Source organism: Ornithinimicrobium pulveris (genome assembly GCF_050261105.1).
Lineage (GTDB): Bacteria > Actinomycetota > Actinomycetes > Actinomycetales > Dermatophilaceae > Ornithinicoccus.
This window is the reverse complement of the sequence record NZ_CP189837.1, coordinates 2,572,061-2,584,369: the sequence shown is the minus strand read 5'-3', so window position 1 is coordinate 2,584,369 and position 12,309 is coordinate 2,572,061. Positions and strand designations below refer to the sequence as shown.

Sequence of the window (12,309 nt, the reverse complement as noted above, 5' to 3'; positions counted from 1 at the left end):
TCGTTGGGTGGCAGGTGCAGGATTCGAACCTGCGTAGGCATACGCCGACGGATTTACAGTCCGCTTCCATTGGCCGCTCGGACAACCTGCCAGTGCGCTCGTGTCCCGAACGCGGATGACAGGATAACAGTTGAGAACCGTCCCACCGAACCCGCAACCGTCAAGGAGAACACCATGGCCGACTCGTCCTTCGACATCGTCAGCAAGGTCGACCAGCAGGAGGTCGCCAACGCCGTCAACCAGGCGGCCAAGGAGATCAACCAGCGCTACGACTTCAAGAACGTCGGCGCCAGCGTCGAGCTCGCCGGCGAGACCATCAAGATGGCCGCCAACAGCGAGGAGCGCTGCCTGGCCGTCCTCGATGTCCTGCAGACCAAGCTGGTCAAGCGCGGCGTCTCGCTGAAGCACCTGGACTACTCCAACGACGGCGAGCCGCGCGCCTCCGGCAAGGAGTACCGCCTCGAGGCCGCGATCACCTCCGGCATCTCCAGCGAGAACGCCAAGAAGGTCTCCAAGATTATCCGCGAGGAGGGTCCCAAGGGCGTCAAGCCGACCATCCAGGGCGATGAGCTGCGGGTCACCTCCAAGTCGCGCGATGACCTCCAGGCCGTCCAGCAGCTGCTGAAGTCCAAGGACCTGGACTTCGCCATTCAATTCACCAACTACCGCTGATCACCAACTACCGCTGATCAGGACGCTCCGCAGCGCCCACCCCGCGCCGGGGTGAGCGAGACGGCATACCCTTCGGCGTATGTCGACGGAAACCGCGTCAGCCGACGCGACCGCGAGGCCGACCCGTCCGCAACGGATGGGTCGGCTTCCCTACACCCGCAAGCACACCCGCGTCCTGCTCGGTTCGGGCACCGGGTGGGCGCTGGACGCGATGGACGTCGGGCTGATCTCCTTCGTGGGCCTGGCGATCGCCACCCAGTGGGACCTGACCCGCACCGAGCAGTCCTGGCTGCTCACCATCGGCTTCGTCGGGATGGCGCTCGGCGCGACCTTCGGCGGGATGCTGGCCGACCGTTACGGGCGCCGGACGGTCTTCGCGGCCACCCTGGTGATCTACGGCCTCGCGACCGGAGCCTCCGCGCTGGTGACCGGGCTGGCGATGCTGCTGCTCCTGCGCTTCGTGGTCGGCGTGGGGCTGGGAGCCGAGTTGCCGGTCGCCTCGACCCTGGTCAGCGAATTGTCACCGACCCGGATCCGTGGGCGCCTGGTGGTGATCCTGGAGTCCTTCTGGGCGCTCGGCTGGATCCTGGCGGCGCTGATCGGCTTCTTCGTGGTGCCGGCCTCCGAGGACGGGTGGCGGTGGGCTTTCGCGCTGGGCATGGTCCCCGCCCTGTATGCCGCGGTCATCCGCTGGGGGCTGCCCGAGTCACCGCTCTTCCTCGAGCGCCGCGGCCGGGAGGAAGAGGCCGAGGCGGTCGTGCGCTCCTTCGAGGAGTCCGCCGGCGTGCCGCACGAGGAGAGCGGGCCGCTGCCCCCGGTGCCGCCCAAGACCCCGGGCGTGCTGTGGTCGGCGCGCTACCGGACACGCACGATCGGCATCTGGCTGGTCTGGTTCTGCGTCAACTTCTCCTACTACGGCGCCTTCATCTGGCTGCCGACGCTGCTCTACGCGCAGGGTTTCGACCTGGTGCGCTCGTTCGGCTACACTTTGATCATCACGCTGGCCCAACTGCCCGGGTATGCCGTTGCTGCCGTCCTCGTCGAAACCTGGGGCAGGCGTCCCACGCTGGCCACCTTCCTGCTCGGCTCAGCGGGTGCGGCCGTCGCCTTCGGGATGTCGGGGGAGGTGTGGCAGATCATCGCGGCCGGGTGCGCCATGAGCTTCTTCAACCTCGGTGCCTGGGGCGCGCTCTATGCGATCACCCCGGAGATCTACCCGACCTCGGTCCGTGCCTCCGGAGCGGGGGCGGCGGCCGGATTCGGCCGGATCGCCTCGATCATCGCGCCGCTGTCGGTCCCGATCGTGCTGGCCGCCTGGGGCAACGCGGCCCTGTTCACCCTCTTCGGTGCCGCCTTCGTCATCGGTGCTGCTGCGGTATACCTCCTCCTGCCGGAGCAGGCCGGGGACGCGCTGGACGCGACCTGAGGCGGGGGCGGCCCCGAGCAGTCCCGCGCGGACCCTAGGATGGCGCGCATGACTGAGCTGTCCACGAATGCCGACTACATCGCCCTCGAGGACGAGGTCGCTGCCCACAACTACAGTCCGCTGCCGGTCGTCGTCTCCGACGCCGAGGGCGTCTGGGTCACCGACGTCGAGGGCAACCGCTATCTCGACGCGCTCGCCGGCTACTCGGCGCTGAACTTCGGGCACCGCCACCCCGACCTGGTGCAGGCTGCCAAGGACCAGCTCGACCGCGCGACGCTGACCAGCCGGGCCTTCCACAACGACATGCTCGGCCCCTTCTGCCGCGACCTCGCCGAGCTCGTCGGCAAGGACATGGTGCTGCCGATGAACTCCGGCGCCGAGGCCGTAGAGACCGCGCTGAAGCTGGCCCGCAAGTGGGGCTACCAGGTCAAGGGCATCCCGGCCGAGCAGGCCGAGATCATCGTGATGGAGAACAACTTCCACGGTCGCACCACCACGATCGTCTCCTTCTCCAACGACCCCGAGGCCCGCGACGACTACGGCCCCTACACCCCCGGCTTCGTCACCGTGCCCTATGGCGACCTGGCCGCCATCGAGGCCGCGATCACCGACAACACCGCCGCGGTCCTGCTCGAGCCGATCCAGGGCGAGATGGGCGTGCAGATCCCCAAGGAGGGCTTCCTGCCCGGCCTGCGCGAGCTGTGCACGGCCAAGAACGTGCTGATGATCGCCGACGAGATCCAGTCCGGTCTGGGCCGCACCGGCACCACCCTGGCCTGCGGCTACGAGGGCGTCGAGGCCGACGTCTACACCCTGGGCAAGGCGCTGGGCGGTGGCATCATCGCGGTCTCCGCGGTGGCGGCCAACAAGGACGTCATGGAAGTCATCACCCCCGGCACCCACGGCTCCACCTTCGGCGGCAACCCGCTCGCCGCGGCCGTGGGCCACGCGGTGGTCAAGCTGCTGGCCTCCGGTGAGTTCCAGGACAAGGCCAAGGAGCTGGAGCCCCGCTTCCGCGAGCGCCTCGAGGCCCTGATCGGGCAGGGCGTGGACGAGGTGCGCGTGCGCGGCCTGTGGGCCGGGATCGACATCGACCCCGACCTGATGACCGGCAAGGAGGCCTGCAAGGGGATGGCCAAGCGTGGCGTCCTGGCCAAGGACACCCACGGATCCACCATCCGCCTGGCCCCGCCGCTGTCCATCACCGCCGAAGAGCTCGACCTGGTCGTGCAGTCCCTGGCTGACACCCTCGCGGACGCCCGCGCCGCCAAGGGTCAGGGCTGACGCAGCCGGTCCCGGACCCGCCCGAGATGCTCGGCCAGCTCGGGCGGGTCGATGACCTCGAAGGGCACGCCCAGCCACAGTGACTCGATGATCAGGTAGTCGAGGGACTCTGCGCCGGTCTCCAGCTCGCAGGTGCCGTCGCCGAGGTCGGTGAGCACGCCGGCGTTCTGCGGCACCCGGTCCTGGACCTCGTCCTTGGGGGCATGCAGTCGCAGCCGCGCGAGGTAGCGGTAGGGAGAGCGGAGCACCGCCTGGCGCACGTGCTCGACCGGGTCCGGGCAGCGACGCCGGGTGAAGCGCAGGGTGGTGGGATGCAGGGTGTCGCTGGCGATCCGGTCCATCCGGAAGGTCCGCCAGTCGAGGCGATCCAGGTCGAAGGCGAGCAGGTACCACCGGCGCCCCATGCTCACCAGGTGATAGGGCTCCACCCGCCGCTGGGTGCTCGTCCCCTGGCGTGAGCGATAGCCCAGGTCCAGCAGGACCCGGTCCCGGCAGGCACGGGCCAGCGTCGTGAGCAACGCGGCATCCACGGGCACGCCAGGTCCGTCGACCGAGACCACCGACTCGGCAAGGGCTTCGACCTCCCCGCGCAGCCGGGCAGGCAGCACCTGGTCCAGCTTGGCCAACGCTCGCAGCGCGGGCTCCTCGACCCCGGTGACTGCGCCACCCGCAGCCAGTCGCAGGCTCAGGGTCACCGCCACCGCCTCGTCCGGATCGAGCAGCAGGGGAGGCATGGTGCCGCCCGCCCCGAGCTGGTAGCCGCCCCCGACCCCTGCGCTGGCGCGCACCGGGTAGCCCAGGTCCCGGAGGCGCTCGACATCGCGCCGCACAGATCTCGTCGTCACCCCCAGCCGCTCCGCGAGCTCCTCCCCGCTCCACAGCGACCGGTGCTGCAACAGGCCCAGCAGCTGCAGCACCCGAGCAGTGGTGTCCGTCATGCGCCAACTCTGCCACCGATCGCGGACAGCATCTGTCCGCGGGCGCTGTCATGCTGAGCGACATGGAGTACACCCCACCCGCACCGAGCGGCACGTCCGCCGCAGCGCACGTCATCCTCGTCCCCGGCTTCTGGCTCGGCGCATGGGCCTGGGACGAGGTCCTGGCCCACCTGCGCGAGCGGGGCCTGACCCCCGTCGCGCTCACCCTGCCCGGACTGGAGCCGGATCACCCGGACCGCGGGTCGGTGCGGCTGGAGGATCACGCCCGCGCGATCGAGGACGCCATCACCTCGGCGGCCGAGGGGGCGCCAGTGGTCCTCGTCGCGCACAGCGGTGCCGCCGTCCCCGCCACGATCGCCCTCGACAGGCAGGTCGACGAGGTGGCGCACGTCATCTGGGTGGACACGGCCCCGGCCGCCGACGGCTATGCCATGAACGCCGCGGTAGAGGGCGAGGAGTACCCCCTGTCGGCCCAGTGGGACGAAGAGTTCGAGGGTGGCTCGATGCGGGACCTGACCGATGACCAGCTCGCCACCTTCCAGGAGCGGGCGGTGCCACAGCCAGCCGGCGCCCTGCGGGATGCGGCGGCGCTCACCGACGAGCGGCGCTTCGAGGTGCCGATGACCCTCATCGCCACCGCCTTCCCGGCCGCCGACTATGTCAGCTATGCCAAGGAGGGGGCGGGCTTCCTCGCCGGCCTGCTCGACTACCGCCGGCTCGAGCTGGTCGACCTGCCCACCGGCCACTGGCCGATGTGGAGCAAGCCAGCCGAACTGGCCGAGGTGATCACCACCATCGCGACCTCGAACACCCCGACCGACGACGCCCGTCAGGACGGCTGACGCCATGGACCTCACGCCATACCTGCACGAGCAGCTCGACTGGCACTGGACCCACCAGGCCCGGCCTCGCCTCGACGGGCTCACCGACGAGGAGTACCTCTGGGAGCCGGTCGCCGGCACCTGGAACGTGCGCCGGCGCGACGAGGAGGCGCCTGCGAGCGTGACCATGCGCGCCGGGGGAGGGGAATGGATCGTCGACTACGCCTTCCCAGACCCTGAGCCGGCTCCCGTCACCTCGATCGCCTGGCGGCTCGCGCACGTGGTCGTGGGCGTCCTCGGGATGCGCGCGCACAGCCACTTCGCGGCGCCGGAGATCCACTACGAGACGTGGGAGGCGCCCGGCACCGCAGCCGGGGCGCTGGCCGAGCTGGACCGGGTGTATGCCGACTGGTCGGCCGGGGTGAAGGCGCTCACCGCCGAGCAGCTCGCGGCGCCGGTGGGTGAGAAGGAGCCGGGCTGGGAGGAGTCGCCGATGATCCAGCTGGTTCTGCACATCAACCGGGAGACCATCCACCACCTCGCCGAGGTGGCGCTGCTCCGTGACCTGTGGGGGCACCGGTTCGACAGGTGAAGCGGGCGGCGTCCATCATGGGGACGTGGACCTCGCCCTGGAGATCGTGATTGGTCTGCTGGTCGGGCTGGTCATGGGGGCGCTCGGCGCGGGTGGCGGGATCATCGCGGTGCCGGCCCTGGTGCTGCTCCTCGACCAACCCCCGGCCGTGGCGACCACCACGTCCCTGGTCATCGTCGGGATCACCAGCATCGTCGCGGTGGCGCAGCACGCCCGTGGCGGACGGGTCTCCTGGGCCGACGGTGTGGCCTTCGGGATGCTGGGCGCGGGCGGAGCGCTGCTCGGCTCCCGCGTGGCGGTGGATGCGGACCCAGGCCTGACGATGGGGCTGTTCTGCGCCCTGCTCGCGGTGGTGGCCACCGTCATGTGGCGGCGGGCTCAGGTCGAGCGACGCTCCGACCCACAGGAGCAGGAGGAGCATCGCTGGCTGAGCCTGCGACCACCACGGCTGCAGGTCCGTCGGGCGCTGCTCGTGCTGGTGGTGGCCAGTGCCGCCGGGGTGCTCACCGGCTTCTTCGGGGTCGGCGGCGGATTCGCGATCGTGCCAGCCCTGACCATCGTTCTGGGACTGCCGATGGGGGTGGCTGTCGGCACCTCACTGCTGGTCATCGCGCTGAACAGCGCCACGGGCGTGCTCGGCCGGCTCGGCACGCCGCTCGAGCTGGACTGGGCGCTGATCGCCGTCTTCACCAGCGCGGCGGTGGTCGGCAGCCTGCTCGGCGAGCGCCTAGGGCGACGGCTGGACCCGGCGGTCCTGCAGCGCAGCTTCGCGGTGATGCTGGTCGTGGTCGCGATCTACACCACGGTGGCCCTGGTCGTCGGCTGACCTTGGCTGGCCAGCCGATGGGTGGGAGGGTCCGCCGAGTCAGCGGCTCAGTCCGCAGATCCCGCTCAGAGCTGATGCCCCGGCGTCCACCGGGCCACGTTCGCCTCGTCCTCGACGAGCATCTTCGAGCCCAGCCAGGCCTCCGGCACGCCCAGGCCCTCGACGAGAGCGATCGCGTCCGGGCGCAGCTCGGCGCACAGCCGGTTGATCTGCGAGGTGACGGCCTTGGCGCGCACCGCTGACATCCGGTTGTGCGCCTGGAACCAGCCGGAGTCGGCCTCGATCGAGCTCAGCGCATAGAGCGTGCACAGCCGCTCCAGGGCGTCCTTGACCTCGCCGTCCTCACACTCCTCGATGCCGGCCACGAAGGCCTCCAGGACCACGCGGTCCATGTGGGTGCGGGCGGCCAGGAGCACGTGGTCCTGGGCGGAGTTGAAGGCCTCGAAGGAGTCCTTGTCCTTGGCTCGGCGACGCAGCCGGTTGGCGACCGTCTCCAGCACGTGCTTCTCCCGGTCGGCGAACATCGACAGGTGCCAGCCGCGGTCGAGCAGGGTCTCGGACTCGTCCTTGCGCGCCGCAGCCGCCTTGAGCCGCTCCACCAGGGGCCGGGCCGAGGTGACCTCGACGATCTGCTCGCCGAGGGCGCGGGCGGCGAACTGGACCATGCCGCGCATGTCCAGGTCGCCCCACATCTCCTTGTAGCCGGTCAGCAACCCCTTGGCCACGAGTTGCAGCAGCACCGTGTTGTCACCCTCGAAGGTGGCGAAGACGTCGGCGTCCTGGCGCAGCCCGGTCAGGCCGTTCTCGGACATGTAGCCCGCGCCGCCGCAGGCCTCCCGGCAGACCTGGTTGGTCTGGTTGGCGAAGTGGGTGATGAGCGCCTTCAGACCAGCGGCCCGCGTCTCCAGCTCGCGCTGGGCGACCTGGTCCTTCTCGGTCATCTCGTGCAGGTCCTGCAGATTCTCCATCACCTCGTTGAGCGCGAACATGTGCGCGTAGGAGGTGGCGATCGCCGGCAGCAGCTTGCGCTGGTGGGCCAGGTAGTCCATCAGCACGACCTCGCCGTCGTGCCCGGGCGCGGAGAACTGGCGACGACGCACGGCATACCGGGTCGCGATCGACAGCGCCTTGCGCGCGGACACGGCCGCGCCCGCGGCGACGCAGATCCGGCCGCGGACGAGGGTGCCGAGCATCGTGAAGAAGCGCTTGTTGTCGCCCTCGATCTCCGAGACGTAGGCGCCCGAGTCGTCGATGCCGCCGAACCGGTCGAGCAGGTTGGCCCGGGGCACCCGCACCTGGTCGAAGGTGATGGTGCCGTTGTCGACGCCCAGCAGACCGCCCTTGTGGCCGTTGTCGCCCAGGGTGACACCCGGCATCGGGGAGCCGGACTCGTCGCGGACCGGCACCAGCACGACGTGCACACCGTGACCCTCACCGCCCACGATCAGCTGGCCGTAGACCACGGCGAGGTGGGCGTCCTCGGCGGCCGCGCCGATGTAGGTCTTGGTCGCCGACGGGGTGGGGGAGTGCACGACGAGCTCGTCGGACTGGGGGTCGTGGGTGATCGTGGTCTCCAGCGATGCCACGTCCGAGCCGTGCCCGAACTCGGTCATCGCATAGCAGCCGATCCGCTTCAGGCTCATGATGTCCGGCAGCACCTCCTCGTGGTGCTGGGCGTTGCCGAGCGCGGTGACGGCGCCGCCGAAGAGGCCGAAGTGCACGCCGGACTTCACCGTCAGCGACAGGTCGCCGTGGGCGGTCATCTCGAAGTCGACACACGAGCGGCCGGGGTCATCCAGGCCGCCCTGGGCGACCGGGAAGCCGCTGCCGGCCATCCCGAAGGAGACCAGCTCGGCCAGCGTGCGCCGCGTCCAGTCCCGAGCCTCCGTCATGCTCATCGCGGGGTCGCGCACCATCAGGTGGGTCGGGACGGTGGACCGGGCCAGGTCCCGGACGGCGCCATAACGGCCGCCGGTCGCGGACCGAAGGCCGACGCCGAGGGGGCTGAGCTCCTCCACCGTATGTGGAGTGCGGGCCTCGTCGGTCGCGCTCGCCGGGAGCTCGACACCGGTGGGCGGCTCGGGGGTGATGCTGCGGCCGGTGCTCGAGGTGGTCTCGGTGCTGGTCTGCGTCGTCATCGCGTGCTGTGTCCTTGCGTGGGTGCGGGGCGGGTCGTGAGTGCGGGACGGATGAGATCGACGACGGCGTCGGCGACGACGTCGGTGCCAAGGGGATGGTCGGGTTCGGCGGCGACCAGCCAGTGGTCGGCGGCGGCCTGCACCATCCCGACGATGCCGGTGCCCCAGACGGGGGCCAGCAGGTCGGCCTGCGGGTGCTCGGTCGCGGTGAGGTGCTCGTGCAGGGTCTCGGTGAGCTGGGCGGCGATCCGGTCGGTGATCTGGTGGACCGGGTCCTGCGGGTCGCCCTGGGTGGTCTCCAACGGGCGGGTCAGCACGAAGCGGTAGATCTGCGGGTCACGCTCGACCATCGCCAGATAGGCCCGGACCATCGCCGCGATCCTCCCGACCACATCCCCCTCCCCCTCGCGAGCGGCCGCCAGGTCAGCGAGGATGGTCTCGTGGACCGCAGCCACCACCGCTCGGTAGAGCCCCGCGCGATCCCCCAGGTGCCGGTAGAGCACGGTCTTGCTGGTCCCGGCCTCCGCGGCGATCTCATCCATGCCGACCCCGGCGCCATGCTTGCGGATCGCCTTGAGCGCGGCCTCGACGAGCTGTCGCCGCCGACGCGTGCGGTGGGCCTCCCAGCGCACGTCGCGGCCGTCTCGGACGGGCGCGTCCGACTCCTCAGCCCGCGGCTCGGTGGAGCGGTGCGGCAGCGGCAGGGGAGACCTCATACCGCTCACACTACCAAGTACGAGCCGTATCGGCTACAGTCAGTATCGGATAGTTCTGGCGGGCGCTGAGCCCGCCCACACCCACGGCGTCGGCGCACCCGCGCCCCGCCCGCGAGCAGCCGAGGAGCAGCCCCCATGTCCGAGCAGCCCACCACCCGCGCCGAGAGCGAAGTCGGCTCGCCCGCGCCCCAGAGCCTGCGCGACGCCGTCATCGTCGGCGGCAACCGGATCCCCTTCGGCAAGGCCGGGGGTGCGTATGCCGCAGCCTCCAACCAGGCCATGCTCACCGCCGCGATCGACGGGTTGGTCGCGCGCTTCGGCCTGGCGGGCGCACCCGTCGGCGAGGTCGCCGCCGGAGCGGTGCTCAAGCACGCCCGGGACTTCAACCTCACCCGTGAGGCAGTGCTCGGCTCGGCGCTGGCGCCCACCACGCCGGCCTACGACCTCACCCAGGCGTGCGGCACCGGGCTCGAGACCGTCATCCAGGTCGCCAACAAGATCCGCCTGGGCCAGGTCGACTCCGCCATCGCCGGTGGGGTCGACTCCGCCAGCGACGCCCCGATCGCTGTGGGCGAGGGCCTGCGCAAGGCGCTGCTGAAGGCCAACGCCGCCAAGACCCCGATGCAGCGGGTCAAGGCGCTGGCCGGCATCCGTCCCGGCGACCTCGCCCCCGAGACGCCCCGGAACGCCGAGCCGCGCACCGGCCTGTCGATGGGTGAGCACCAGGCCCGCACCGCCAAGGAGTGGGGGATCACCCGCGAGGCCCAGGACGAGCTGGCCGTCGCCTCCCACCACAACCTGGCACGCGCCTGGGACTCCGGCTTCTTCGATGACCTCGCGACCGGATTCCTCAAGCTCTCCCGCGACCAGGGGCTGCGCGCGGACACCAGCGTGGAGAAGCTGTCCAGCCTCTCGCCCGTCTTCGGCAAGGGCGAGGGTGCCACGATGACGGCCGGCAACTCCACGCCCCTGTCCGACGGTGCCGCGGTCGTGCTGCTCTCCTCGCCCGAGTGGGCGCAGGAGCGGCGCCTGCCGCAGCTGGCCCGCTTCGTCGATGCCGAGGTGGCCGCGGTGGACTATGTGTCCGGCGAGGAGGGTCTGCTGATGGCCCCCGCGTATGCCGTTCCTCGCCTGCTCGAGCGTCAGGGCCTGTCGCTGCAGGACTTCGACTACTACGAGATCCACGAGGCCTTCGCGTCCACGGTGCTGGCCACCCTGGCCGCCTGGGAGTCTGAGGACTTCTGCCGCGACCGGCTCGGTCTCGATGCTCCGCTCGGCTCGATCGACCGGGCCAAGCTCAACGTCAACGGCTCCTCGCTGGCGGCCGGTCACCCGTTCGCCGCGACCGGTGGGCGGATCGTGGCCACGCTGGCCAAGATGCTCCACGAGAAGGGTCCGGGCAGCCGCGGTCTCATCTCGATCTGTGCCGCGGGCGGCCAGGGTGTCGTCGCGATCCTGGAAGGGTGCTGACATGGCCGACCTCATGCAGATGCTGACCTCCAACCCGCTGGCCCGCCAGCTGGGCGTGCCCCAGGCGGCTCGGCTCCGGCGGGGCCGCGAGCTGCCGAGCGGGCAGGTCGTCCTCGGCGTCGCCGGCGGCACCTCCCACCTGGTCGGGGACTCGCTCTCCGAGCTGGGGGTGACCCCGGGCGATGCGCTGGTCGACACCGTCGAGACCCGGGTGACCCAGACCGATGAGGACGGGCGCACCCGGGTGGTGCCCACGCCATACGGGGACAAGATCGGCGCCCTCGTCGTCGACGCGACCCAGGTGAGCACGATCGCCGACCTGGAAACGGTGCGCGGGCTGCTGCGCCCGGCGATGAAGGGCGTCGAGTCCTCGGGTCGGGTGATCGTGGTCGGCGTCGAGCCGGACACCCTGATCGGTGGGGCCGCGACCGCCGTTGCCGCCCAGCAGGCGCTCGAAGGCATCGTCCGCAGCGTCGGCAAGGAGCTGCGCGCCGGGGCGACGGCCAACCTGGTGCGCGTCGACCTGTTCACCGACCAGCCCACGACGGCGACCGACCTGGCCTCCACGCTGTCCTTCCTGCTGGAGGGCCGCTCGGCCTACGTCTCGGGGCAGGTGCTGCACGTAGGCCACGCGGAGCGCGGGCTGACCGACGTCGGCAACACGCACCCCTTCGAGGGGCAGATCGTGGTCGTCACGGGCGCCGGCCGCGGGATCGGGGCCTCGATCGCTGAAACCTACGCCCGCGACGGCGCTCTCGTCGTCGCCGTCGACGTCCCCGCCGGCGGCGAGGGGCTGGCCAAGGTGGCGAACCGGATCGGCGGCAACGCCCTGCAGCTGGACATCACCGCCGAGGACGCGGGAGCACGGATCGCTGCACACGTCGCCCAGCGGTTCGGCGACGCAGCCCGGATCCACACCATCGTGCACAACGCCGGGATCACCCGCGACAAGTTGCTCGCCAACACCGATGAGGAGCGGTGGGGCAGCGTGCTCGAGGTCAACCTGGCCGCGCAGGTCCGGATCAACCAGGTGCTGCTGGACCCCGAGCTGCCCGGTGGTCTGGATGAGGGCGGCTCGATCATCGGGGTGGCCTCCACCTCCGGCATCGCCGGCAACCGCGGACAGGCCAACTACGCGGCCTCCAAGGCGGGCGTGATCGGGCTGGTGCGGGCGATGGGCGCCGACCCCAAGCTCATCGAGCGCGGGATCACGGTCAATGCCGTGGCCCCCGGCTTCATCGAGACCGAGATGACCGCGAAGATGCCCATGGGCACCCGCGAGGTCGCCCGCCGGATCAACTCGTTGCAGCAGGGCGGTCGCCCAGTGGATGTCGCCGAGGCCATCGCCTACCTGTCCGAGCCGGCCTCTGGTGCGGTCACCGGCCAGGTGCTGCGGGTCTGCGGCCAGAGCCAGATCGGAGCCTGA

At 70.9% G+C, this 12,309-nt stretch carries 11 protein-coding genes and 1 tRNA gene; 8 read left to right on the top strand and 4 right to left on the bottom strand.

Features of this window, described 5'->3' with window-relative positions:
- Positions 1-8: 8 nt before the first annotated feature.
- A tRNA-Tyr gene (locus ACQBAT_RS12110) sits at positions 9-91 on the bottom strand.
- A gap of 83 nt (positions 92-174) precedes the next feature.
- On the opposite strand from ACQBAT_RS12110, the gene ACQBAT_RS12105 reads away from it, so the two are divergent.
- From ACQBAT_RS12105 to rocD, 3 genes are all read left to right on the top strand, one after another.
- A complete protein-coding gene (locus ACQBAT_RS12105; RefSeq protein WP_420748216.1) occupies positions 175-672 on the top strand; it encodes a YajQ family cyclic di-GMP-binding protein in 498 nt (165 codons plus the stop codon).
- Between the two features lie 79 nt (positions 673-751).
- Positions 752-2,098 carry an MFS transporter gene (locus tag ACQBAT_RS12100; protein ID WP_420748217.1) on the top strand — a complete coding sequence of 449 codons (1,347 nt, stop codon included), beginning with the start codon at positions 752-754 and terminating at the stop codon, positions 2,096-2,098.
- A gap of 48 nt (positions 2,099-2,146) precedes the next feature.
- On the top strand, positions 2,147-3,382 hold the full coding sequence (gene rocD / locus ACQBAT_RS12095; protein ID WP_420748218.1) for an ornithine--oxo-acid transaminase: 1,236 nt from the start codon (positions 2,147-2,149) through the stop codon (positions 3,380-3,382).
- Here the strand turns inward: rocD and ACQBAT_RS12090 are convergent.
- Positions 3,373-4,320 (bottom strand): helix-turn-helix transcriptional regulator, encoded by a 948-nt coding sequence (locus ACQBAT_RS12090; RefSeq protein ID WP_420748219.1) that lies wholly within the window; start codon positions 4,318-4,320, stop codon positions 3,373-3,375. The two genes, rocD and ACQBAT_RS12090, sit on opposite strands and share 10 nt — an antisense overlap.
- A gap of 62 nt (positions 4,321-4,382) precedes the next feature.
- Here ACQBAT_RS12090 and ACQBAT_RS12085 point away from each other — a divergent pair, with 62 nt between their 5' ends.
- Genes ACQBAT_RS12085 through ACQBAT_RS12075 form a run of 3 tightly spaced genes read left to right on the top strand, consistent with a single transcriptional unit; the run spans position 4,383 to position 6,559 of the window.
- Positions 4,383-5,162: an alpha/beta fold hydrolase gene (locus tag ACQBAT_RS12085; protein WP_420748220.1), complete on the top strand. Its 780-nt coding sequence runs from the start codon at positions 4,383-4,385 to the stop codon at positions 5,160-5,162.
- A gap of 4 nt (positions 5,163-5,166) precedes the next feature.
- Positions 5,167-5,733, top strand: a complete 567-nt coding sequence (locus ACQBAT_RS12080) for a DinB family protein (RefSeq protein ID WP_420748221.1) — start codon at positions 5,167-5,169, stop codon at positions 5,731-5,733.
- Positions 5,734-5,758: 25 nt separating this feature from the next.
- Positions 5,759-6,559: a sulfite exporter TauE/SafE family protein gene (locus ACQBAT_RS12075; RefSeq protein ID WP_420748222.1), complete on the top strand. Its 801-nt coding sequence runs from the start codon at positions 5,759-5,761 to the stop codon at positions 6,557-6,559.
- 65 nt (positions 6,560-6,624) lie between these two features.
- Here the strand turns inward: ACQBAT_RS12075 and ACQBAT_RS12070 are convergent, their stop codons facing one another.
- Together ACQBAT_RS12070 and ACQBAT_RS12065 are read right to left on the bottom strand one after the other, a co-directional pair.
- Positions 6,625-8,697: an acyl-CoA dehydrogenase gene (locus tag ACQBAT_RS12070; RefSeq protein WP_420748223.1), complete on the bottom strand. Its 2,073-nt coding sequence runs from the start codon at positions 8,695-8,697 to the stop codon at positions 6,625-6,627.
- Positions 8,694-9,413 carry a TetR/AcrR family transcriptional regulator gene (locus ACQBAT_RS12065; RefSeq protein WP_420748224.1) on the bottom strand — a complete coding sequence of 240 codons (720 nt, stop codon included), beginning with the start codon at positions 9,411-9,413 and terminating at the stop codon, positions 8,694-8,696. Before ACQBAT_RS12065 ends, ACQBAT_RS12070 begins: the two co-directional genes overlap by 4 nt.
- A gap of 135 nt (positions 9,414-9,548) precedes the next feature.
- Here ACQBAT_RS12065 and ACQBAT_RS12060 point away from each other — a divergent pair, with 135 nt between their 5' ends.
- Together ACQBAT_RS12060 and ACQBAT_RS12055 are read left to right on the top strand one after the other, a co-directional pair.
- Positions 9,549-10,883: an acetyl-CoA C-acetyltransferase gene (locus ACQBAT_RS12060; protein ID WP_420748225.1), complete on the top strand. Its 1,335-nt coding sequence runs from the start codon at positions 9,549-9,551 to the stop codon at positions 10,881-10,883.
- A 1-nt stretch (position 10,884) separates the two neighbouring features.
- On the top strand, positions 10,885-12,309 hold the full coding sequence (locus tag ACQBAT_RS12055; RefSeq protein WP_420748226.1) for a 3-oxoacyl-ACP reductase: 1,425 nt from the start codon (positions 10,885-10,887) through the stop codon (positions 12,307-12,309).

Coding starts and splice junctions, on each gene's coding strand:
- ACQBAT_RS12105 (WP_420748216.1), top strand. CDS start 175: ATGGCCGACTCGTCCTTCGACATCGTCAGCAAGGTCGACCAGCAGGAG.
- ACQBAT_RS12100 (WP_420748217.1), top strand. CDS start 752: ATGTCGACGGAAACCGCGTCAGCCGACGCGACCGCGAGGCCGACCCGT.
- rocD (WP_420748218.1), top strand. CDS start 2,147: ATGACTGAGCTGTCCACGAATGCCGACTACATCGCCCTCGAGGACGAG.
- ACQBAT_RS12090 (WP_420748219.1), bottom strand. CDS start 4,320: ATGACGGACACCACTGCTCGGGTGCTGCAGCTGCTGGGCCTGTTGCAG.
- ACQBAT_RS12085 (WP_420748220.1), top strand. CDS start 4,383: ATGGAGTACACCCCACCCGCACCGAGCGGCACGTCCGCCGCAGCGCAC.
- ACQBAT_RS12080 (WP_420748221.1), top strand. CDS start 5,167: ATGGACCTCACGCCATACCTGCACGAGCAGCTCGACTGGCACTGGACC.
- ACQBAT_RS12070 (WP_420748223.1), bottom strand. CDS start 8,697: ATGACGACGCAGACCAGCACCGAGACCACCTCGAGCACCGGCCGCAGC.
- ACQBAT_RS12065 (WP_420748224.1), bottom strand. CDS start 9,413: ATGAGGTCTCCCCTGCCGCTGCCGCACCGCTCCACCGAGCCGCGGGCT.
- ACQBAT_RS12060 (WP_420748225.1), top strand. CDS start 9,549: ATGTCCGAGCAGCCCACCACCCGCGCCGAGAGCGAAGTCGGCTCGCCC.
- ACQBAT_RS12055 (WP_420748226.1), top strand. CDS start 10,885: ATGGCCGACCTCATGCAGATGCTGACCTCCAACCCGCTGGCCCGCCAG.